30 protein-coding genes and 1 pseudogene are annotated in these 20,679 nt (G+C 40.5%); 26 read left to right on the forward strand and 5 right to left on the reverse strand.

The window, feature by feature from the left end; all coding sequences use genetic code 11:
• Positions 1 to 57 precede the first annotated feature (57 nt).
• From NST79_RS06555 to NST79_RS06610, 12 genes and pseudogenes are all read left to right on the forward strand, one after another.
• A complete protein-coding gene (locus NST79_RS06555) occupies positions 58 to 249 on the forward strand; it encodes a hypothetical protein (protein ID WP_212059825.1) in 192 nt (63 codons plus the stop codon).
• Positions 246 to 1,163, forward strand: coding sequence for a hypothetical protein (locus NST79_RS06560; RefSeq protein ID WP_212059827.1), 918 nt, complete (start codon positions 246 to 248; stop codon positions 1,161 to 1,163). Before NST79_RS06555 ends, NST79_RS06560 begins: the two co-directional genes overlap by 4 nt.
• Positions 1,123 to 1,920, forward strand: coding sequence for a PD-(D/E)XK nuclease-like domain-containing protein (locus NST79_RS06565; RefSeq protein WP_284692387.1), 798 nt, complete (start codon positions 1,123 to 1,125; stop codon positions 1,918 to 1,920). The genes NST79_RS06560 and NST79_RS06565 overlap by 41 nt, the downstream gene beginning before the upstream one ends.
• A 197-nt stretch (positions 1,921 to 2,117) precedes the next feature.
• Positions 2,118 to 2,802, forward strand: a pseudogene (locus NST79_RS06570) (DnaD domain protein).
• A complete protein-coding gene (locus tag NST79_RS06575) occupies positions 2,687 to 3,538 on the forward strand; it encodes an ATP-binding protein (RefSeq protein ID WP_212059829.1) in 852 nt (283 codons plus the stop codon). Before NST79_RS06570 ends, NST79_RS06575 begins: the two are co-directional and overlap by 116 nt.
• On the forward strand, positions 3,531 to 3,674 hold the full coding sequence (locus tag NST79_RS06580; protein WP_064911542.1) for a hypothetical protein: 144 nt from the start codon (positions 3,531 to 3,533) through the stop codon (positions 3,672 to 3,674). The genes NST79_RS06575 and NST79_RS06580 overlap by 8 nt, the downstream gene beginning before the upstream one ends.
• A gap of 93 nt (positions 3,675 to 3,767) precedes the next feature.
• A complete protein-coding gene (locus NST79_RS06585) occupies positions 3,768 to 4,058 on the forward strand; it encodes a hypothetical protein (protein WP_212059832.1) in 291 nt (96 codons plus the stop codon).
• A gap of 135 nt (positions 4,059 to 4,193) precedes the next feature.
• On the forward strand, positions 4,194 to 4,652 hold the full coding sequence (locus tag NST79_RS06590; protein ID WP_144453599.1) for a DUF1064 domain-containing protein: 459 nt from the start codon (positions 4,194 to 4,196) through the stop codon (positions 4,650 to 4,652).
• Between the two features lie 119 nt (positions 4,653 to 4,771).
• Positions 4,772 to 4,939 (forward strand): hypothetical protein, encoded by a 168-nt coding sequence (locus tag NST79_RS06595; protein WP_172640595.1) that lies wholly within the window; start codon positions 4,772 to 4,774, stop codon positions 4,937 to 4,939.
• A gap of 80 nt (positions 4,940 to 5,019) precedes the next feature.
• Positions 5,020 to 5,226: an XtrA/YqaO family protein gene (locus NST79_RS06600; protein ID WP_015715365.1), complete on the forward strand. Its 207-nt coding sequence runs from the start codon at positions 5,020 to 5,022 to the stop codon at positions 5,224 to 5,226.
• A 32-nt stretch (positions 5,227 to 5,258) separates the two neighbouring features.
• Positions 5,259 to 5,543, forward strand: coding sequence for a hypothetical protein (locus NST79_RS06605; RefSeq protein ID WP_212059834.1), 285 nt, complete (start codon positions 5,259 to 5,261; stop codon positions 5,541 to 5,543).
• The gene (locus tag NST79_RS06610; protein WP_010330964.1) at positions 5,540 to 5,788 is read left to right on the forward strand and encodes a hypothetical protein; all 249 of its coding nucleotides are present in this window, start codon (positions 5,540 to 5,542) and stop codon (positions 5,786 to 5,788) included. The genes NST79_RS06605 and NST79_RS06610 overlap by 4 nt, the downstream gene beginning before the upstream one ends.
• 116 nt (positions 5,789 to 5,904) lie before the next feature.
• On the opposite strand, the gene NST79_RS06615 is transcribed toward NST79_RS06610, so the two are convergent.
• Positions 5,905 to 6,174 (reverse strand): hypothetical protein, encoded by a 270-nt coding sequence (locus tag NST79_RS06615; protein ID WP_212059836.1) that lies wholly within the window; start codon positions 6,172 to 6,174, stop codon positions 5,905 to 5,907.
• A 171-nt stretch (positions 6,175 to 6,345) separates the two neighbouring features.
• Between NST79_RS06615 and NST79_RS06620 the strand changes: the two genes are divergently transcribed.
• Both NST79_RS06620 and NST79_RS06625 read left to right on the forward strand, forming a co-directional pair.
• The gene (locus tag NST79_RS06620; RefSeq protein WP_212059838.1) at positions 6,346 to 6,564 is read left to right on the forward strand and encodes a hypothetical protein; all 219 of its coding nucleotides are present in this window, start codon (positions 6,346 to 6,348) and stop codon (positions 6,562 to 6,564) included.
• Positions 6,561 to 7,217, forward strand: a complete 657-nt coding sequence (locus tag NST79_RS06625) for a dUTP diphosphatase (protein WP_212059846.1) — start codon at positions 6,561 to 6,563, stop codon at positions 7,215 to 7,217. The genes NST79_RS06620 and NST79_RS06625 overlap by 4 nt, the downstream gene beginning before the upstream one ends.
• 49 nt (positions 7,218 to 7,266) lie before the next feature.
• On the opposite strand, the gene NST79_RS06630 is transcribed toward NST79_RS06625, so the two are convergent.
• Positions 7,267 to 7,659, reverse strand: coding sequence for a hypothetical protein (locus tag NST79_RS06630; RefSeq protein ID WP_212059848.1), 393 nt, complete (start codon positions 7,657 to 7,659; stop codon positions 7,267 to 7,269).
• A 194-nt stretch (positions 7,660 to 7,853) separates the two neighbouring features.
• On the opposite strand from NST79_RS06630, the gene NST79_RS06635 reads away from it, so the two are divergent.
• The 8 genes from NST79_RS06635 to NST79_RS06670 all read left to right on the forward strand — a co-directional run bounded on the left by NST79_RS06635 (position 7,854) and on the right by NST79_RS06670 (position 12,658).
• The gene (locus NST79_RS06635) at positions 7,854 to 7,982 is read left to right on the forward strand and encodes a hypothetical protein (protein WP_015715375.1); all 129 of its coding nucleotides are present in this window, start codon (positions 7,854 to 7,856) and stop codon (positions 7,980 to 7,982) included.
• A gap of 13 nt (positions 7,983 to 7,995) precedes the next feature.
• Positions 7,996 to 8,514, forward strand: coding sequence for a sigma-70 family RNA polymerase sigma factor (locus NST79_RS06640; protein ID WP_212059850.1), 519 nt, complete (start codon positions 7,996 to 7,998; stop codon positions 8,512 to 8,514).
• Positions 8,515 to 8,626: 112 nt separating this feature from the next.
• Complete coding sequence (locus tag NST79_RS06645; RefSeq protein ID WP_212059852.1) at positions 8,627 to 8,839, forward strand: DNA-binding protein; 213 nt, start codon at positions 8,627 to 8,629, stop codon at positions 8,837 to 8,839.
• A gap of 318 nt (positions 8,840 to 9,157) precedes the next feature.
• Complete coding sequence (locus NST79_RS06650; RefSeq protein ID WP_339225815.1) at positions 9,158 to 10,111, forward strand: DUF2971 domain-containing protein; 954 nt, start codon at positions 9,158 to 9,160, stop codon at positions 10,109 to 10,111.
• Between the two features lie 135 nt (positions 10,112 to 10,246).
• Entirely contained in the window at positions 10,247 to 10,468 is a 222-nt protein-coding gene (locus NST79_RS06655; protein ID WP_339225816.1) for a hypothetical protein, read from the forward strand.
• Positions 10,469 to 10,647: 179 nt separating this feature from the next.
• The gene (terS, locus tag NST79_RS06660; RefSeq protein WP_212059753.1) at positions 10,648 to 11,175 is read left to right on the forward strand and encodes a phage terminase small subunit; all 528 of its coding nucleotides are present in this window, start codon (positions 10,648 to 10,650) and stop codon (positions 11,173 to 11,175) included.
• A 173-nt stretch (positions 11,176 to 11,348) separates the two neighbouring features.
• On the forward strand, positions 11,349 to 11,666 hold the full coding sequence (locus tag NST79_RS06665; protein ID WP_212059231.1) for a putative quinol monooxygenase: 318 nt from the start codon (positions 11,349 to 11,351) through the stop codon (positions 11,664 to 11,666).
• A 236-nt stretch (positions 11,667 to 11,902) separates the two neighbouring features.
• Complete coding sequence (locus tag NST79_RS06670) at positions 11,903 to 12,658, forward strand: SDR family oxidoreductase (RefSeq protein WP_015252321.1); 756 nt, start codon at positions 11,903 to 11,905, stop codon at positions 12,656 to 12,658.
• Positions 12,659 to 12,806: 148 nt separating this feature from the next.
• Here the strand turns inward: NST79_RS06670 and NST79_RS06675 are convergent, their stop codons facing one another.
• Entirely contained in the window at positions 12,807 to 13,154 is a 348-nt protein-coding gene (locus NST79_RS06675; protein WP_212059117.1) for an Ig-like domain-containing protein, read from the reverse strand.
• A gap of 561 nt (positions 13,155 to 13,715) precedes the next feature.
• Between NST79_RS06675 and manR the strand changes: the two genes are divergently transcribed.
• From manR to NST79_RS06695, 4 genes are all read left to right on the forward strand, one after another.
• Positions 13,716 to 15,662: a mannose transport/utilization transcriptional regulator ManR gene (gene manR, locus NST79_RS06680; RefSeq protein ID WP_046380945.1), complete on the forward strand. Its 1,947-nt coding sequence runs from the start codon at positions 13,716 to 13,718 to the stop codon at positions 15,660 to 15,662.
• A gap of 148 nt (positions 15,663 to 15,810) precedes the next feature.
• On the forward strand, positions 15,811 to 17,763 hold the full coding sequence (gene manP / locus NST79_RS06685) for a fructose-specific PTS transporter subunit EIIC (RefSeq protein WP_212059119.1): 1,953 nt from the start codon (positions 15,811 to 15,813) through the stop codon (positions 17,761 to 17,763).
• 14 nt (positions 17,764 to 17,777) lie between these two features.
• Complete coding sequence (manA, locus tag NST79_RS06690; protein WP_014479507.1) at positions 17,778 to 18,725, forward strand: mannose-6-phosphate isomerase, class I; 948 nt, start codon at positions 17,778 to 17,780, stop codon at positions 18,723 to 18,725.
• Between the two features lie 169 nt (positions 18,726 to 18,894).
• Positions 18,895 to 19,377 carry a YjdF family protein gene (locus NST79_RS06695; protein ID WP_212059233.1) on the forward strand — a complete coding sequence of 161 codons (483 nt, stop codon included), beginning with the start codon at positions 18,895 to 18,897 and terminating at the stop codon, positions 19,375 to 19,377.
• A gap of 45 nt (positions 19,378 to 19,422) precedes the next feature.
• On the opposite strand, the gene NST79_RS06700 is transcribed toward NST79_RS06695, so the two are convergent.
• Positions 19,423 to 19,929 carry a GNAT family N-acetyltransferase gene (locus NST79_RS06700; protein WP_212059121.1) on the reverse strand — a complete coding sequence of 169 codons (507 nt, stop codon included), beginning with the start codon at positions 19,927 to 19,929 and terminating at the stop codon, positions 19,423 to 19,425.
• A gap of 218 nt (positions 19,930 to 20,147) precedes the next feature.
• The gene (locus NST79_RS06705; protein WP_212059122.1) at positions 20,148 to 20,543 is read right to left on the reverse strand and encodes a hypothetical protein; all 396 of its coding nucleotides are present in this window, start codon (positions 20,541 to 20,543) and stop codon (positions 20,148 to 20,150) included.
• Positions 20,544 to 20,679 lie beyond the last annotated feature (136 nt).

Raw genomic sequence — 20,679 nt, forward strand, 5'->3', positions numbered from 1 at the left:
GAAATATTTACTTAATTATACCAAAATGCCTCATGAAAATCAATGGAGGTTTTATACATGGCTAAAGCAGTTAAAGTGGCGTTCAGCGAGCGTGCGGAGGATCAGCAACGTTTAAGACAGGTTGGAGGTTCTATTGTAATCGCCAAAAACGGTAAGGCGCAGTTTAGTTTCCCTTCAATGGACCATTACCGGGAATGGCAACGGCTTGGAATAGAAGCTTACAAAAGAAAGGTGGCAGAAGCACAATGAATGGATTATCACAGGTAGATTACTCCGATTATATGCCGGTCTCACAGCAGGCATCCAGCGTGACTACAGAAGCAATGGTAAGCCGGCAGGCGCAAGAAGTACAGGCGGCTATGGTTATTGCAAAAAAATTCCCGCGTGACGTTTATGCGGCGTTTGAACGCATCAGAAAAGCTTGTGAAAGACGATTGTTAGCTGAAAATGCTGTCTATGAATACCCACGCGGCGGAAGTAAAGTATCAGGGCCATCAATTAGGTTGGCCGAAGCACTAGCGCAGAATTGGGGCAACATTGATTACGGAATCATGGAGCTTGAGCAGAAAGCAGGAGAATCCTCTGTCATGGCCTACGCTTGGGACCTTGAAACAAACACACGACAAACCAAAATTTTCACTGTGAAACACGAAAGAAAGGCAAAGGGAAAGATCACAAAACTAGATGATCCACGGGATATTTACGAAATGGTTGCCAATCAAGGAGCTCGACGTGTCCGGACTTGTATTCTCGGTGTCATACCTGGTGACATTGTCGATGCAGCGGTTGATATGTGTCAAAAAACTTTGATCAGTGGCTATAAGGAGCCTCTGGAAGATCGTCTCAGAAGTGCTTTGTCTCTCTTTAAAAAAGAGTTTGGCGTTACTAAGGAAATGATTCAGGAATACATCGGCAGCAATTTAGATGCATTCACAGAGCAAGACTTTCTCAAAATAGGCCGCATTTATACAGCGCTTCGTGACGGTATGGCAAAGAAGGAAGATTACTTCAATACCAAGGCTACAGGTGCAACAAAATCAAAGGCTGAGGAAGCGTTCAAAAAGCAAAAAGATCAAGCTGACAAGCCTGCTGATAGCAAAGAAAAGGCGGGTGATCCTGCTAATGCGGATACCAGCGCTAAACAAGGAGAACTATTATTCTAACGAGATTGATAGATACTACATGTCAAACTCTCAATATAAAAGCTTTCTTCAATGTGAGGCAGCAACGATGGCAAAGATTAATGGAGAATGGACGCCACCAACATCGGAGGCCCTTCTCTTTGGTCAATACGTTCATGCCTGGCTTGAAGGTGAACAGGCTTTTGATGAATTCAAGATGAACACACCTTCGTTATTTACTCAAAAGGGACAGCTGTACAAACAGTATCAGCTAGCTGATCTGATGATTGAGGCGATTCAAAATGATGATCTCTGTATGTTTGTTCTTCAAGGAGAAAAGGAAGTCATCGTAACTGCTGAATTGTTCGGTGTTCCGTGGAAAGGAAAGCTGGACGTATACAACCCAGCTGGCGGCCGTTTCTCCGATCTGAAAACAGCACGGTCATTGCGGGAGAAAGTTTGGGACCCGGAAATAGGATATTGCTCATTTGTCGAGGCAAATGGCTATATTGCACAAATGGCGCTGTATGCAGAGCTTGAAAAAAGAATGACTGGACGAAACGAATGGCTTGAGCCCCTGATCGTAGGGGTTTCAAAAGAAGATCCACCTGATAAAGCTGTCATCAATATTGATGAAGGCAGGATGGAAGTAGAGCTTGAGAATATTGAAAAAAGAATGGAACGCATTATCCAAGTTAAATATGGCGGGGAGAAGCCCGTACGGTGTGAAAAATGCAAGTATTGCCGGTCTACTAATCAACTGAACAGTATTATTCATTTTTCGGAGCTGGTTAGTTGATGGAAAGGGCAGTGCTCAAAGTCTCTATTCCCCATTGTTATGTCTGGCTTGTGAAGACCGTCCACAGAGATATGCGAAAAGACTTGTATACGCGGTATGTTACTGATTACCTCAAAAGAAATGAACCGACGCTGCGATTGATTGATATTGATTTTAGAGCCCTGACAGTACTGTGTGAAAGGAAGTAGGTGAGCGGCATGGATATGCACGGTTTGGGGTATGTGATCCTGCCCCGGCTACCCTTTAAGGATTCACGCGATGAGACGATTTACGATCATTTGTTTAAAAGAGCTGAGTACAGGCCAGATCAACAATTAGAGCCCGGCCAAACAATTATCAAACTGGTGGATCTAGCTAAACGCTTTAACTGGTCAGCTGATCAAATCAAGTATTCATTAGATCGAATGGTTAAACAAGAATATTTGAAGTTGGACCGGCTACCACAAAAGCGCGGTTTTATCGTAACAGTTCTTCATTACGCTGAGTACATCCAACTAGGAAATTACAACAAGAAAAAAGACTTGGCACCAGCACAAGAAGAGCAACAGGAGGATGAGAAGAAAATGAAGAGTAACGCATTTGCATTTTTCGAGGATGAGGGATTCGGCCTTCTATCATCGTTCATGGCTGAGAAGCTTAATAGCTTGATAGACGATTATGGCGAAGATAAGGTGTTGGGTGCAATGAAAGAGGCAGTAACGCGGAACGCACGCCTACGTACAGCGCATTCTCCAGTCAAACAAGAACAAAAGTAAGGAGTGGCAACATGGCAACACACAAAACGCAAAGTACAGACGCGGCAATGGCAGCAATACTGAAGAAGCTTCAGCAAAGGTCAGCCCAATTTTCGGCGGGGTCGGCCGGATCAGAAGAAAAGGCTGAATATGAATGCCCGAAATGCAAAGATCAACTTGGCTACATCGAGAACAAGGACGGACACGAGGTTTGGGTCCGGTGCAACTGCATAGAGCGCCGGCGCATCCGAAAACTGATGAATTCTAGTGACATAACTGCTGAATTTGAGAAGTTGAAGTTCAAGAATTTTATAACTGAGGGAAAGCCAGCTGTTGTGAAAGAAACTTACGATACTGCGGTGGAATACTACAAGGATTTTGACAGCATCCGGGGCACCCGAAGCAACAGCATTGCTTTACTGGGGCAGCCAGGCTCAGGGAAAACGCACCTGTTAACTGCCATTTCAAACAAGCTGATCAAATCGAAAAATGTCGCGGTTCAGTATTTTCCTTATGTGGAAGGCTTCAACGATCTGAAAGACGACTTTGACAAGCTGGAAGAGAAACTCAATCGAATGAAAGAGGTTGAAGTGCTGTTCATAGATGATCTGTTCAAGCCTGTGTACACAAACACCAAAGAAGGACGGATTAAGAAACCACGGGCAACCGATTGGCAGGTGGAGCAGACATACTCCGTCATCAATTATCGATATCTGAACCATAAACCGGTTCTTATCTCGAGTGAATTAGACATCGAAGAACTTGTCGATATAGACGAAGCACTCGGCACCAGGATTTATGAAATGTGCGCGGATTATTGCGTGATCATCAAGGGCGACAGAATGCAATTAAATCATAGATTGGCAGGGTTGCGGAATGGATGAAAAAACGAATGTTAATGGATCCAAAGGAATGTATTTGTTCGGGCCTGCTGAACAAAAGGTCGGAAAGGATCTCACGCCTGCTATCCGGGTGCTTGAGGAAAAGATAAGACAAATGGAGCTGATGCGCAGTGCTTAAAGCGGTGATGCTGCTGCCGGCCATCATACTGACGGCGCCAGCAATAGAAAAGCAGATTCAGCAATGGGAAGAGAATGACGGGAGGTAAGAAGAATGAAAGTGTTAGAAAATCAGACGCTTTACCAGTGTGAACATTGCGGAAAGCGGCTGATGACAAAGCACGGAGCTAGGTTGCACGAAAGAGAATACTGCTCGGTTGTCAAAGAGGCGGAACAGAAAAAACGTCAGGAATCCTGTGAGCATAAGCACATGGAAATGAGTTACTGCACTATGCCGGGAGAAGGTCATTTGCAAATACCTGACTATGAATGTTGTATTGACTGCGGCATGTCAGAAATGGAGATTGAAGAGCAAAAGAATAAGCTTCAGGGGCATGCAGAATGATGCCAAGGTTCTTCTGGGGATTGGCACTGCTAAATTGGAATATCGGTTTTGAAATCCTTTCAGTTGGTGGGATGCGGTTTATAAAATGCACATTCCTTCCTCTTACACTACTAATCAGAATAGGGGAGGCATCACATGCCAGCAAATAAATACGGTGCAAGAAAAACGCAGGTGGATGGCATCACGTTCGATAGCCGGGCCGAAGCCAAATACTATGAGCAACTGAAATGGCTCAAGGTGAGCAAGCAGATAAAAGATTTTAAGCTGCAGCCACGGTTCATACTGCAAGAAGCATTCAAAAAGAACGGCAAAACTTTTCGGAAGATTGAATATATTGCAGACTTTGAGGTTCATAACTTGGACGGCAGCATCGAGATCATTGACATCAAGGGCGTGGAAACAAAGGAATTTGCCATCAAACGCAAGTTGTATGAGCGGCTTTACGATACGCCACTCAAGGTGCTGGCTCTGGATAAGTCACTTGGCTTCATCGAGCTGGACGAGCTGAAAAAACTCAAAAGAAAGGCGGGAAAGTCCACTGTTAAACGTGGTAATCGCAGACGATCGGCCGTTGTGGGTGCAGGAAGAAGATAAGCTCATGGCCTGTATGACACGTTGCTCTCAGTTTAAGGCATGCGCCAGCCGAATGGGTTCTGATTGCAAGAAGCTCGGCGGCACGGAAATTCCCAAAATCAATTCAGGAGGTAGATACCATGGAACAGCAAAGCATCAATCCTTACCTGCCAGGACCGGTTGAAGAATGGAAGATGACGCCGGAACAGCTTGCGGAATACGTGAAAAAGCATCCGATCGTTTACCGGGAGGATCTGAAACCATCGCCAACATTCACAATGGCTGGATGGAAACCGGATCACTATTAAACACAAAAAAAGCACCGAAGCAGAGCCCCGGCGCTTTGATATGAACTGGTACTTCTATCATAGCACAGGGGGCGCTAAGAATGTACAACCCAAGAGAAATTAATTTAAGCAAAGATACAACAATCGAACAGGCAATGGAGTCGGGCAAAATACAGATCATCGTTTTAGACGGGAGCCAGGGCACCGCACATGTCTTGGAAGCCCCGGAGCATGGAAAAACAATCATTCAAACGGCAAAGGGCAGCTTTGCTCGAGTCGATCACGAAATAGGTTTCAAAATCAAATAGCAGGGGCTTTCCCCTGCGGGGGAGGAACGGACATGAAAGAGAGAATTGAACGTCTAAAAAAATTGACATACATTCCTCAGAAGGAAATTGCTTGGCTTATTGAGCAAGCTGAACTGGCTGTTAAGCAGCGGGAAATCATCGAGGAAAATAAGCGTCAGCAGGAAGTAACGGTTCATCAATTTCGGCAGGCCCAAAAGGACATTCAGCAACTAAGCGGGGATAGGAAACGATACAAAAAGGCATTAGAGAAGATCATTACCAATCTCACTTTTGCGATACAAGTTGCCCAAAATGAATTGGAGGGTGATGTGAAATGATCCCTTTACAAGTTGAACTACAGCGGGCAGTCAAAGCCACGAAAGACGAAGCGATGACAGTTGAGCAGGCGGCGGAATATTTGAAAGTGCATCCAGATTACATACCGGTACTTGTGGCAAAGTCAGACGATCTGAAAATGATCGGTGATGAAACAATCATTGCAAAGCGTGATAAGACGAATGGCTGGCTCATTGGGGCGATGGTTTTGGTTTTATTCTTTGCAATTGCAGTCGGCTGGGAATAGGGGATGACAGCATGATCGAATACAGCTGCCCTGAATGTGATTACGATAGGTTAGAAAGGTAATGGGTTTGTCCAAAAAAAGAGATAAGAGAAAAATCTCTTATCTCTCAGATAATCTTAATACCAACCTTGGTATTCACCGGTCCATGTGCCATCACTGTTCTGCCAGGCATCTTTTAAATAGTATTTAACACCACTAAATACTGTTACATTAAGAAGTTCTCCACGTGTATTAGCTTTGATATATATAGTTTTTAACACAGCCTGAGGGGCAGTTTTATGACTCGCGCCATCTGCGGTAGTAGGGCCTGCAGCAAAAGCAGGAGCTGCGGAAACGAGTAAAGCAAGGGACAATGCGGAACCTGTTAACACTCTTTTCAATTTCATTTTAAACACTCCCTTTGGTTTTTTTAATACAACTGTATTATTGCATAGAATACAAAAATATCCAAGGAAATTTTTGTTAATATTTTGTGAACTTAGTTGAGATATAGAAATCCGCCCAGATGCCTGCTGCCCGAAAGGCGGCTGCAGCATGGGCGTGGAGGAGGAAATAGCGTGAAAATAGGGAGCATGTCATCATCCGAAAGTAAACCATGTGCACTATGCAATAGAAAAACTAGCAGTTATAAAATCTATGAACAATCCAACATAGTTTTAAACATTCCTCTGTGTGACACAGCTGAAAGAAAGTGTTTTAGCAAAGTAGATGTGAAAAACATTGCTTCATTCGCTTTAAAAGTGATCAAAAAAGATATTCAGGAGGATGCGGAATGAATCTTGAAAAAATGTTCGAAATGCAAAAGGCGCTTGATGAACGGATCATCAAAGAGAAGGGGCTGGAAGGTCAGGACTTGCTGCCAAACCTCATTCTCGCTTTACAGGTGGAGCTGGCCGAGTGTGCGAATGAATGGCGCGGCTTTAAGCATTGGAGCAATGACCGGGAGCCACGTACAAAAATAGAACATTTTTGCCCTACATGCGAAGGCACTGGCGATGAAAACCACGATATTAATTTGCAATATCTCGAAGAAGGACATGCAGCTGAACCATATTCCAAATGCCAAGACTGCAACGGCTCTGGAAAGATAGGTGAATCGAATCCATTGCTAGAGGAATACGTGGACTGCCTGCATTTTATCTTGAGCATCGGAAACCGGCTTGGCTGGAATGACACTGGCACCATAGATGATGTAGTTGTACAGCATTTAATATCTGACAAAGGGTTTGACATAGCAAAAACATTCTCCTGTTTGTTATCCATTGCTTATGGATTCCATTTCAGCAATGTAGAAAAGCGGACATATATCAGCTTATTTACAACGTTCTTTGAATTAGGCAACAAGCTCGGCTTTAAATGGGAACAAATCGAAGCTGCTTACATGGAGAAAAACGCCGTCAATCATCAGCGGCAGCAGGAGGGGTATTGAAGAAAAAAGCCGTCGAAACATAATCGACGACTAAATTTAGTCATTAATATTATCTTTCACTTATTGAAGCAGTGACATAACCGAAGGTAGAAGAAATACTAGCATTCGATACAAGAGTATATTCTTCACCTTTATTGAGCCAAACATCAGTTGCTCTATATGACATACCTTGCCCTACATAAAGATTGGAGATAGTAGACGTAGAGCCATTACCATTGTTTTTGCGTAACTCACAGTATCCACCATTTGTCACTGTGCCACTATAGGTGCAAATGAATTTCATGTACTTTCCTGCACCTGATAATGTTGTGAAGCTAGAAAAACTTGATGTAGTTGAATGATAATTAGAAACACTTCCAGTAGTTGGCGATGCGCTTGCTGTTGCCGAAAAAATTGTTGAACTTAATAGAACTGTAAGAAATAAAACTGAGAGTTTTTTCACCTTATATTAGCTCCTTTGTTTTTTAGTCATATAGTAATTAGACAATCGTAGGTAAGATTCCTCTTATTGGGAGAAAAATAAAAATCATAAAAAGAATAATGGTCTGTCCAAGATGGAAAGCCTGCGGACACTGAACTTACAGCATTAAAGCTGTTTGTTTGGTGTCCGTTTTTTTATTTGAGCGGAGGGATGACATGAAACAGGAAAAGAAAAAGCCCAATAAAAACGCGCAGGAGCGTTCTGAACGGTTTTGGCGGCAAATGATGGGGCAAGACAGGCAAACACTCAGAAGAGGCAAAGGCGGCGCTTTTAAGCGTAAATAAGAGGAGGATAAACATGCAGGATTTAATCATTGAATACAAAAGAGCGTTAAAAGAAGCGAGAAAGATGTACGAGGCATTCTCGGAAACACCAGAAAATGAAATGACAGCAGAACAAAAGAACGATAAGAAGATCATTGGCAGTATGATCAGTGATATTAAATTCACTCTCGAATGGCTTCAGAACGGTAGACAACCAGGAGCACGCAGGGGGGCTGACAGAAGGGACGTTTACCAAAGAACGATTCTTGCTGATCCTCGTATTATTGATGCAATGCCAGAAGAATATGCAATCAATCAGGAGCCAGAAGGAGAGGTAAGCGACTGGGACAAAGAAAGAATTGCTGATGCCCTTTCTGTCCTTACTGAAAGAGAAAAGGACATTTTTATCATGCATACTGTACAAAATATGTCTTTTGAAGAGATCGCCCAGCTGCTGGACATTAAGAAGGGAACAGTACAGAAAAACATTGAGCGTTCCCGTATGAAAATGAAAAATAGAGCGAAACACAGTCTATTCTGTTTAGCCGAATAGGCTTTTTGTTTTATTTAAAAGTAAGAAAAAATCCTTTAAAACTACTTTTGATATAGTTATAATCATATTGGTTACTTTTTCAATATTAGGGAATTTAAAGAGGACGCTGTTGATGTACAATCTAAAAGAACGTGATGCAATTAAAAGGTTTTTAAATGAGGAGATCGTTAATACAAGCGAAGCAATTGAAATATTGGGCTTTACTCGTCAATACCTTAATTATTTGGTTAAGGTGGGTGAATTTGAACCGGTTAAAGAAATGCTGAGAGACAGGCTTTTTCTCAAAGAGGATATTTTGGATTTTCAAAAACATAGAAGGAAATGAGTGAATATGAAAAAATTAATCGACGGTTCAACGGTCTTATTCTTTATTCTGTTTGTGATATTGTTTACTAACTTTAATTATGGTCATCTTAGCACCTTGGATATTATCACCATGATTTTGGCATTGATCTGGTTGGTATTGACCCTAATTAATATAACCCTAAAATGGAGAAACCTTCAGAATAACTCTCGAGGTTAATTATATTTGTAGCTAAAAGAATTTTTAATTTGCGATAATCATAGAAGGAAACCCCTTCTATTGATAATTTATCTTAGAAACTACCAACAAGTGGATTTAAATAACAACAAGGAGATTCAAATGAATTCATTTAATACTATGACTGATGACGAATTAAATAAACTCTATAAATTTTTGCCTCATCTAAATGACAATAATATAGAGCTATTATATCATTATACTAATATTAACGGATTAGAAGGAATATTAAAGTATAATCAATTCTGGGTTTCTCATGCTCATTTTTTAAACGATAAGACAGAGATTAATTACACTTTAAACTTAAGTAATGAAGCATTCGAGGAATATTGTGAAAATTTATCGGAAGAAGAATGCTGGGTTTTCTCTAATGAAGGAAATAAGGAAAAGCAAGATAAAGAAGAAATAATAGAACATTTACGAGATTTATATAATGTTGTGGTGAATGACGTATTTCATCAGCCGAGATACAGGATTTATGCTTTATCTTTTTGTATTAATAGTGATTCTAATTTATTGTGGTCAAATTATTCAAATAATGATGGCTACTCTATTCAAATAAATTATCCTAAATTCAAGAATTACTTAAACGAAAAATTTAAATATAAAGACTTTGTACATAGTGGGTATGTTATTTACGATAAAAAAGTGCAAAAAAAATTAATTGAGCGCTTATTAAAGACTTTACTAGGTATTGTTAGAAATCTCTTGAAACCGAATCTCGAACTAGAGAAAGTACTTGTAGGTGTATATTCCATCCTGAGTCAATATTCAATTTTCTTTAAGGATGAATGTTTTTCACAAGAAGAGGAATTTAGAATAGCTATGGTATTCGAAGAAAATTTTGATGATTATTCCTGTAGAATATCTAATGGAGCCTTTATTCCTTATATTGGAGTTCATTTTGAAAAAGATTGCGTTGAAGGTATAACGGTTGGACCTAAAAACAATATGGATATCACTATAAATGGTTTAAAACATTTCTTGAAATTAAATAAATATAACGATATTCAGGATGAAAAAATATTAAAATCACGTATTCCATATAGATATTAGTGATTGAGTAACCTTTTGGGGGGCTTTTTGTCTTACGGTTGCCACCTATTTATGAAGGACGCTTTCGTTCGACAAATTTTGCAGTTGGTTCGTTTGTCACGATTCCTGCCGATATAAAGGTGGGAGGTGATATGCGTGAAATTAAAGCCAATCGATCAATCTGAGTATGAGCATCAAGGATATGGAGCCGGGAGCGGAGATGTTATATATGAAGAATATCAATGTCCTTGCGGAAATGGGAAAGTGACTTATGAAAAGGAAAGTATACCTGGTTTCAGAAGTACTGATATTTTTACCGATTGCAAACTATGTAATGAAAAGTACGAATTTGGTAGAGGAACAGCAACATTAAAGTAATAATTATCATTAGCTTGTATATTGCACCTGTTAAGGGTGCTTTTTTTGTTCCTTGTAAACTGCTTCCGGTAAGCCTCAGGATAGACAATTGGCGGTTAACGGCTTGAGCACGGTGGTGGTTTAGAGGGAATATCTTTTCCAAAACAACACGAATCAGAAGGGGGCGGCGGTGGATGTAGATGGCTGAAAAGCACATTCAGGCGTATAAGGATTACGTCAAAGGCATGAAATACAAGGACCTTGCCGAGAAATACGGGGTGTCAGTGAACACCATAAAATCGTGGAAGCAGCGGCATGGTTGGGAAAGAAAAAAGGGTGCACCCATTGAAAAAAGTGTGCACACAAAAAAAGGCGGGCAACCGGGCAACAAAAATGCAGTCGGGAACAACGGCGGCGCACCACAAAGGAACCAAAATGCTGTGACTCACGGCTTTTTCTCTAAATTCCTGCCAGAAGAAACGCTTGAAATCATGGAAGAGATTCAAGAGCGTTCGCCTGCTGATATGATATGGGATCAGATACAAATTCAATATGCAGCCATTCTCCGGGCGCAACGCATTATGTTCGTTTCTGATAAGGAAAAAATGATCAAAGAGTTGAAAAAGAATAGGTCCCTCATATCTGAGGTCAGCGAAATTGAAGATGGGCTTGTCATTAGTTTTAGTACGTGGTTTCGCTACAGACTTTACAGTGAAACAAACACCTAACACATTTCACATTGCTTCAGATTGCCTTCAAACTTGATAATATAACTTCTAAACCTTCCTATAAAATGAAGGTTTTTTATTTGTTATCAATTTTTAAATCCTTTACATACAGCGATTGATTAACTCGAGCAATCAATGTCGCAGTTATATTTATTTTTCAAGAAAATGTTATAATGAAAAGCCATAAAATGATGGGAGGGGAAATTTCGATGCATTACATAACGGCATGTTTAAAAATCATCAGTGATAAAGGCCTTAATGAAATAATGAAGGAATTCAAAAAACTTGAGGAAGAAACGAACAAAGAAGAGGGTTGTATTACATTCCATGCTTATCCGCTTGAGCCATCAGAACGTAAAATAATGCTTTGGGAGATTTGGGAAAACGAAGAAGCTGTGAAAACCCATTTCACGAAAAAACACACAATAGACGTTCAAAAACAAGAATTAACGGAAGTAGAATGGTTAATGAAAAGCAATGTGAATGATTGAAAGGCTCTTTAAAAAGAGACATTCAATGACTTAGTATCAGCCACTTGTGACTAAGTAGTAAATTGTTGTCCAACTCTTATTTTTTCTATTTAATATTTTTTGAGACGAAAATGTTTTTTAAAGCTGATTTTAAAATGTATTCAAAGTCAGCTCTGTTTGATTTAATGGATTATATTCTTTGGATAACTTGTTACCATCATAATGGAGATACTCCGTATAAATTGGAGGTTAAAATAATGAGTCATTCTCAAGAAAAAATTGCACTAATTACAGGAGCAAGCAGTCAAGGGGATATTGGTACGGCTATTTGTCGTAAGTTAGCCTCACAGGGTATACATATCTTCTTTACTCACTGGAACTCTGATGCGGCCTGGATAGAAGAATTTCAACAAGAAATTTTACATATGGGTGTCCGCTGTGAGGAAATGAAAATTGATTTATCAGATGCACATGCTGCATTCACAATACATGAAAAAATTTCAGATAAATTAGGATATCCTTCCATCCTTATTAATAATGCAGCTCATTCCGCAAGTGATAATTATGTATCGTTAGATGCTAAATCACTTGATGAGCATTATGCGGTTAATATGAGATCGAATTTTCTTCTTTGTGTTGAATTCGCCCGTCGGTTTAAAAAATCTAATTTAATATCAGGAAGAATCATCAATATGACATCAGGGCAGGATTTAGGTCCTTTGCCTGGGGAGTTAGCGTATGCAGCAACTAAAGGAGCTATTTCTGCATTTACTAGGTCGTTATCACAAGAACTTGCACCATTGGGCATCACTGTTAACGCCGTAAACCCAGGTCCAACAGATTCTACATGGATGACAGATGAAATAAGAAATTTTCTTTCACCTAAATTTCCAATGGGGCGTATTGGCACACCAGATGATGCGGCACGAATGATTGCCTTTCTTGCAAGTGATGAGGCTGAATGGATAACTGGACAAATTATTCATTCAGAAGGTGGATTTATTCGGGGCTAAGCTAATGAAACACGATATACACCAATGTATGATGTATTCCCAAAACTAAATCTAAACTTGAAGCGAAAATAAGGTCCCTTCTCTTTTTAGAGGGGGACCTTATTTTATTCATGCATGTTTTGCATCCAGAAAATCTGGCGGATAAAGATTAATAAACCGTTACATATACTTTTCCGAATACTGCAGTACCTTTAAACAAAGTAATCGTGGCTTTTCCTTTTGATTTAGCCGTCACTAAACCATTTTGATCGACTTCAGCAACTTTTTGGTTATCAGTCCAATAACGAGTAGCTGAATTATTTTTAACAGAATAGGTTTCTCCAACTTTTAGAGGTAAATTATAGTCTTGAATCTTGATAACATGTGTAGGTGAAATAGAAATGTTCTTTACTTCAGTAGGTGTGGAGTTTATTTCATGAGCTGAAGCTACCCCGCTGACCGACAGAGCTAACGTAGAAATCGATAAAGCAGAAACAACCGTTTTTTTGAAATTCATTTTGAAACACTCCTTTAAAGTTTTTTGTCTTGCACTATAACAATTCAATAAAAGTAATTATTTTCCTTGTAAATAAATGTTAATAATATGTGAACGATCAATTGATTTGAGCTAAGAATATTGTGTGCCCTGCACAGAGTTTGTATTTATGATGGAAAATTGCTGAGAGAGAATGGCCATCCTTAAAATGTTAATAGCACACATTTGATGGGTATTAGTTTGTTGAGCGTGTGGGAATTTTGTTACCTGCACTTTATCCCCGAAGATACCAAATCATTTTTCTTCATCATGTTCTTACTTTCGTACTCATACATTAGAAAATCTTCGTTCTAAATAGGTGAAGAATTGGAGTATTTTTATGAATTTCTGCTGAATAACGATAAAAAATACATTACATAGCAAACTCAAAGAATATAAAAATCGCTTTTTTCCGGAAGCTTCGGTAAAAAACAAAACTTTTGTCTCTATGATTTTATTTTATAATGTAAACGGTTTCTTATATAGTATACTTATACTATCAATTTGCTCAAGTAGATACTGACAGGAAGGATAGAAAAACAGATGGAATACATAAATACAAGACAAAAAGAGATTTTGTATCTGTTGTTATCTGAACCTGATGACTATTTAGTTGTGCAAGATTTCGCAGATAGGGTACAGTGTTCTGAAAAAACAATCCGGAATGATTTGAAAGTGATCGAGGATTATCTCAATGAGCATTCTCATGCACAGCTTATTCGAAAACCAGGGTTGGGCGTTTATTTACATATAGAAGAACAGGAAAGGACCTGGCTAAGCCAACAATTACATACTGAACATTTTTCTTCTAGGCAGCGGAGCGATGAAGAAAGAATGCTGCACATTGCTTATGACTTATTAATGAATCCGAAGCCTGTTTCCGCAAAAGACATTGCCGCTCGGCATTTTGTCAATCGATCTTCCATTAAAAAGGATTTATACGCAGTAGAAGAGTGGCTGAAGCGTTTTGATCTCACACTGGTTTCTAGGCAGCGGCTTGGATTAAAGGTTGAAGGGAACGAAAGAAATAAAAGAAAGGCATTGGCAAGAATATCTGATTTGATTCACAATACAGCGTTTACCAGCCAATTTATTAAAAGTAAGTTTTTACATTATGAAGTAGACTTTGTGACGAAAGAAATCAAATCACTACAAAAAAAGCATTCCCTCTATTTCACAGACGAAACGTTTGAAAGTTTGTTGCTGCATACATTGTTAATGGTCCGCCGCATCAAAATGAAGCAGCCGATTTCATTGTCCCCAAAAGAAATGGCGGCAGTAAAAAAGAAGAAAGAATATCAATGGACATTTGCTTGTTTACAGCGGCTTGAACCGGTTTTTGCAATTCGCTTCCCTGAAGAAGAAGCCGTGTACTTAACATTACATATATTGGGCGGTAAGGTTCGTTATCCATTGCAGACAGAAGAGAACCTTGAAAATGCTGTGCTTCCTAAGGTTGTAGGGCATTTAATCAATCGTGTTTCAGAGCTGAAAATGATGGATTTTCACAAGGATCAGGATTTGATCAATGGTTTGAACATTCATCTCAATACTGTGCTACAACGGCTGAGCTACGATCTTTCTGTAGCAAATCCTATGCTCAATGACATCAAAAAGATGTACCCTTATTTGTTCCACCTCATCATAGATGTTTTGGAAGACATCAATCAAACTTTTGATCTTCATATTCCTGAGGAAGAGGCAGCATATTTGACATTGCATTTTCAGGCAGCGATCGAACGGATGCAGGGCAGCAGCGAGACACATAAAAAGGCGGTTATCGTCTGCCACATGGGGATTGGGATGTCACAATTGCTGCGGACAAAAATTGAACGGAAATATCACCAAATCGCTGTAATGGCTTGTATTGCAAAGGCCGATTTAAAGGATTATATCAAAAAGCATGAGGATATTGATCTTGTCATATCCACCATTGCGCTGGAGAATATAACGGTTCCCCATATTGTTGTATCTCCGCTTTTAGAGCCTGGCGAAGAGAAGAAATTAAGTGCGTTTATACGTCAGCTGGGCGAATCACACCGCCAAAAACAAAAAACGTTTCAGATGCTGAACAATACGACTCCTTTTTTGGTTTTTTTGCAGCAGGAGGCAGAGCACCGCTACAAGTTAATCGAACAGCTGGCGACAGCTTTGTTTGAGAAAGGCTATGTTGATAAGGACTATGCGGTTCATGCGGTGATGAGGGAAAAAATGTCGGCGACAAATATTGGATCAGGCATTGCCATTCCTCATGCAAACGCTAAATTTATTAAACAATCAGCAATCGCGATTGCCACATTAAAGGAGCCGCTTGAATGGGGAAATGAAAAAGTTTCGCTCGTTTTTATGCTGGCTGTCAAACACGAGGATCAAACCATGACAAAGCAGCTGTTTAGCGAGCTTTCATATCTTAGCGAGCAGCCGGCCTTCGTCCAGAAGCTGACGAAAGAAGCCAATGTCATGACATTTTTATCTCATTTGGATTATTAAAGCAGGGATTATTCCTTGCTTTTTTTTGTTATAGGGAAAAATGCCTTTATTACCGGAACCTATGGTAAAAAAAAGCGATTTTAATGAGCTGATTTCGGTATACAGTTGAGACAAGATCTTATTATTCACACTTTAAAGGAGGTTTCCTATGAAACTGTTAGCGATTACATCTTGTCCGAATGGAATCGCCCATACGTATATGGCAGCGGAAAATCTGCAAAAAGCTGCTGACAGACTGGGCGTTAGCATCAAAGTTGAGACCCAGGGAGGGATTGGTGTCGAAAATAAGCTAACCGAAGAGGAAATTCGCGAAGCGGACGCAATCATTATTGCTGCAGACCGCTCGGTAAACAAAGACCGGTTTATAGGCAAAAAACTGCTGTCTGTGGGGGTACAGGACGGCATCCGCAAACCGGAAGAATTGATTCAAAAAGCTCTTAACGGGGATATACCGGTCTATCGTTCCGCTTTAAAATCGGAATCCGGTAATCATCAGGAGAAGAAACAAAATCCAATTTACCGTCATTTAATGAACGGCGTTTCATTTATGGTTCCTTTCATTGTTGTCGGCGGATTATTGATAGCGGTTGCATTAACTCTAGGAGGGGAGAAAACACCTAACGGCTTAGTTATTCCGGATGATTCCTTCTGGAAAACGATTGAACAGATCGGCAGTGCTTCATTTTCATTTATGATTCCGATTTTAGCCGGCTATATCGCCTATAGCATCGCTGATAAACCGGGACTTGTGCCAGGGATGATCGGCGGTTATATTGCGGCGACTGGAAGTTTTTATGACAGCGCAAGCGGCGCCGGATTCCTCGGGGGGATTATTGCCGGTTTTTTGGCTGGATACGCGGCACTTTGGATCAAAAAATTAAAAGTTCCAAAAGCAATCCAGCCGATTATGCCGATTATTATTATTCCGGTGTTTGCATCACTGATTGTAGGTTTAGCGTTTGTGTTTTTGATCGGCGCGCCTGTAGCTCAAATTTTCGCCTCTTTAACAGTTTGGCTGGCGGGGATGAAAGGGTCGAGCTCGATCCTTCTGGCATTGATTTTAGGGGCGATGATCTCATTTGATATGGGCGGTCCCGTAAATAAGGTGGCGTTTCTGTTTGGATCGGCAATGATTGGAGAAGGAAATTATGAAATTATGGGACCAATTGCTGTCGCCATTTGTATCCCCCCGATTGGCCTTGGCGTTGCGACGTTTTTAGGAAAAAGAAAATTCGAGGCATCTCAAAGAGAAATGGGGAAAGCGGCATTTACGATGGGTCTTTTCGGCATTACTGAAGGAGCGATTCCATTTGCGGCGCAGGACCCTCTGCGCGTTATTCCAAGTATTATGGCAGGCTCAATGACAGGTTCTGTGATAGCCATGATTGGCAATGTGGGAGACAGAGTGGCGCACGGCGGACCTATCGTTGCAGTGCTTGGCGCAGTTGATCATGTCTTGATGTTTTTTATTGCTGTGATTGCAGGATCTCTTGTCACTGCTCTGTTTGTCAATGTACTAAAAAAGGATATTACGGCGCCTCCTGTGCTCAGTGAAACTGCACCGCCCTCCGCGCCAAGTGAAGCTGCGGCAGCAAATGAAATAAAGCAGCCAATTCAAAGCCAAAAAGCTGAGATGTCGGAATTTAAAAAACTGACAGACATTATCAGCCCGGAATTAATTGAACCAAATTTATCGGGGGAAACGAGGGATGACATCATAGATGAATTGATTCAGAAATTGTCCCGAAGAGGTGCGCTGCTTTCAGAGAGCGGGTTTAAACAAGCCATTTTGAATCGTGAACAACAGGGAACAACGGCGATTGGCATGAATATCGCGATTCCGCACGGAAAGTCTGAGGCGGTCAGGGAGCCGAGTGTTGCCTTTGGGATCAAACGATCAGGCGTTGATTGGAATAGCCTGGATGGATCAGAAGCTAAATTAATCTTTATGATTGCTGTACCGAAAGAGAGCGGGGGAAACCAGCATCTCAAAATACTGCAGATGCTATCTCGAAAGCTAATGGATGACAATTATAGGGAGCGGCTGCTCTCCGTGCAAACAACAGAAGAAGCATACAAGCTGCTAGAAGAAATCGAATAAAGCGGGGGATTTTCATGACGACTGAACCGTTATTTTTCAAGCCTGTTTTCAAAGAAAGAATTTGGGGCGGGACTGCTTTAGCTGATTTTGGCTATACCATTCCGTCACAACGAACAGGGGAGTGCTGGGCTTTTGCCGCGCATCAAAATGGTCAAAGCGTTGTTCAAAACGGAATGTATAAGGGGTTCACGCTCAGCGAATTATGGGAACATCATAGACATTTATTCGGACAGCTTGAAGGGGACCGTTTCCCTCTGCTTACAAAAATATTAGATGCTGACCAGGACTTATCTGTTCAGGTGCATCCGAATGATGAATATGCCAACATACATGAAAACGGTGAGCTTGGAAAAACAGAATGCTGGTACATTATTGATTGCCAAAAAGATGCCGAGATTATTTATGGCCACAATGCAACAACAAAGGAAGAACTAACTACCATGATAGAGCGTGGAGAATGGGATGAGCTCTTGCGCCGTGTAAAGGTAAAGCCGGGGGATTTTTTCTATGTGCCAAGCGGTACTGTTCATGCGATTGGAAAAGGAATTCTTGCTTTGGAGACGCAGCAGAATTCAGACACAACCTACAGATTATATGATTATGACCGAAAAGATGCAGAAGGCAAGCTGCGCGAGCTTCATCTGAAAAAGAGCATCGAAGTGATAGAGGTCCCGTCTATTCCAGAACGGCATACAGTTCACCATGAACAAATTGAGGATTTGCTTACAACGACATTGGTTGAATGCGCTTACTTTTCGGTGGGGAAATGGAACTTATCAGGATCAGCAAGCTTAAAGCAGCAAAAACCATTCCTTCTTATCAGTGTGATTGAAGGGGAGGGCCGTATGATCTCTGGTGAGTATGTCTATCCTTTCAAAAAAGGAGATCATATGTTGCTGCCTTACGGTCTTGGAGAATTTAAACTCGAAGGATATGCAGAATGTATCGTCTCCCATCTGTAACATGGCAGGGCTTGAGAAATAAATTTGCGAGTGAAGACGCCTATTCTCCAGCAATGATCTAAATAAAATAAGAGTTTAATAGTTGGAGAAGAAATGTTACACTCTTTTCTGTATATGGTAAAGAATGAAAAAACACGATTCGGTTGGTAGTCCGGATGCATGATTGAGAATGTCAGTAACCTTCCCCTCCTCGGGATGTCCATCATTCTTTAATATCTTTTATGAGGAGGGAATCGTTATGAAATTAACGATTTACTACGATGGTCAGTTTTGGATAGGCGTTGTTGAAGTTGTGGACAATGGAAAGCTAAGAGCCTTTCGTCATCTTTTTGGCAAAGAGCCGAGGGATTCTGAAGTATTAGAGTTTGTTCATAACCAACTCCTGAATATGTTGGCCCAAGCTGAGCAGGAAGGAGTTCGTTTACAAGGCAGACGTCAAAAAAAGATCAATCCAAAAAGATTGCAGCGCCAGGTTTCAAAAGAGTTGAAAAACGCCGGAGTAACTTCTAAAGCTCAAGAGGCGATAAAGCTAGAGCTTGAAGCAAGAAAGCAAAAGAAAAAACAAATAATGAAAGAACAACGAGAACATGTAAAAGAGCAAAGGTATATGCTCAAAAAGCAAAAAGCGAAAAAGAAGCACAGAGGTAAATAATCCAAACAAAAGCAGGCGCAGTGCCTGCTTTTGTAATTAAGGACTCTACTTTGTAACATATATCCAATGTTTATACTCCGCTGATTTATGATTCAATATAAACCCTAACTTCTCCAAGGTTTTTTGTGAGCCTAGATTATCATGTTCACATCTTGCGGTGATCCGGTTTACTGTTTCTTGGCTTAATGCCCAGTTTATTAGTTTTTGGGCGGCTTCCACACAATAACCTTTGCGGCGATGACTTTTATTTGTTGCAAAACCGATTTCAATCATGCCATTTTCGTCTGGGTCACCTAAAAATCCAGTTCCCCCAACAATTTCATGACTGTCCTTCTTTACAATAATCCATGAATCAAATCCTTTTGTTCCATTGTTTTTGACTAAAATCTCGCGGAAATAAGGTATCGCTTCAAAAAAATCAGAATTTGGCCATTCACCATTTGTTTCATAACCTAAGTCTTTGATAGCCTGATGATCTTGTTTAGACGCAGCGTCAAAAAGGGGAATATCAATCGTTATTAATCGTAATCGATTCGTCTCAAGGAGAACCATATATCTAATCCTCTTTTCTTTTTACTGGGAATAATGATAACATATAACAATTTTCTCTGATACCTTGGCAGTAGAGAAAGATGAAGAAATTGAGGGGAATTGAAAGAGTGACAGGTAAGAGTTTGCCCAGACCAAAAACGGGTAGGAAAATACCGATGTTAATGTGTCCCTACCCGTTTTTCTGTTCCTGAATGCAGGGTTTCTGATAACATGTTGTGCTACCTTTTCGCAATCAAATAAAGCGATATGGCTCTTTGGGTTTGCACAGGATTATGAATGATAATGACCCATTGGTTTCTTCGTCTTGGAAAGCTTGCTACCGCATACAATGGAGCAGTATCGCGCGGAGTGAACCCACCATTTATCACGTTGATATCTCTTCCTTCAAGATGACAAACTAAGTATTCACCTGGATTGATGACCTGTTGGTTCGTCCATGCGTAAGAATAAAAGCCGTCTCCAAGATCTTCGGTGGAAGATGGGGGGACAAAGCCATCTACAGTCAATGTGATTTCTCTTCTTCGCTGTCTTTCTGAAAAGTCTGGACTTCTTTGAGGGGTATGAGTATGTGAAAAGTAAGGAATTAACGCAGGGCCATAAAAGTAATGATACAAAGCAACCACTCCTTTATTTTCCATTCATACAAATTGTATGTGGGAGTTATTTGTTCATTCCTGTTTTGTTCCATGTAGTCTAATAATGGGCTATAGGCGTCCAAGAAAATCAATTTGTCCTTTCGTTGATTCAATG

It is taken from the genome of Bacillus sp. PS196 (genome assembly GCF_037963555.1).
GTDB classification, from domain to species: domain Bacteria; phylum Bacillota; class Bacilli; order Bacillales; family Bacillaceae; genus Bacillus; species Bacillus subtilis.